The sequence below is a fragment of the Rothia sp. HMSC071F11 genome, assembly GCF_001809115.1.
Taxonomy (GTDB): Bacteria; Actinomycetota; Actinomycetes; order Actinomycetales; family Micrococcaceae; genus Rothia; species Rothia dentocariosa.
Genome location: NZ_KV795730.1, coordinates 177,500 through 177,930 on the forward strand (window position 1 = coordinate 177,500; position 431 = coordinate 177,930).

The window sequence follows — 431 nt, forward strand, 5'->3', positions numbered from 1 at the left end:
CACCATCCTCCCGCACATAAACAACCGGGAAAAAGACGTCATCCCACTCATCAGTATAGAAACCCATAATATTTCTACTCCTTAATCAAAATAAACGCTTATCATGATGCGGAAATAAAAAATTTGAGGGTCATCCATGAAGTGGCAGTATCCCAATCATGAATAACCCTCAATATATACGAACGTGCTTATATACTATTCTGTATCATCAACATCTTCACTATGCACCAGGTGTACCTTTGAGGCAAGAGCAGGGTCATAAAATGGTGACTCAGGATAATACCGAGGATCAGCAACATAGATACCCGTAGCCTGCGGATCATGGTTTATAACCCCACCAAAGAGCTGACCTGTCTTATCGTAGAGAGGGTCCGGGGCTCCGTTCGGGAAGTTCCTTCGCTGTTCTTCTTCAAAATCGGACCAGGGGTATC

Annotated in this window: 1 pseudogene; it reads right to left on the minus strand. The window is 43.9% G+C overall.

Annotated elements, in window-relative coordinates:
* Positions 1-195: 195 nt before the first annotated feature.
* Positions 196-431, minus strand: a pseudogene (locus HMPREF2554_RS01740) (hypothetical protein); the annotation flags it as partial.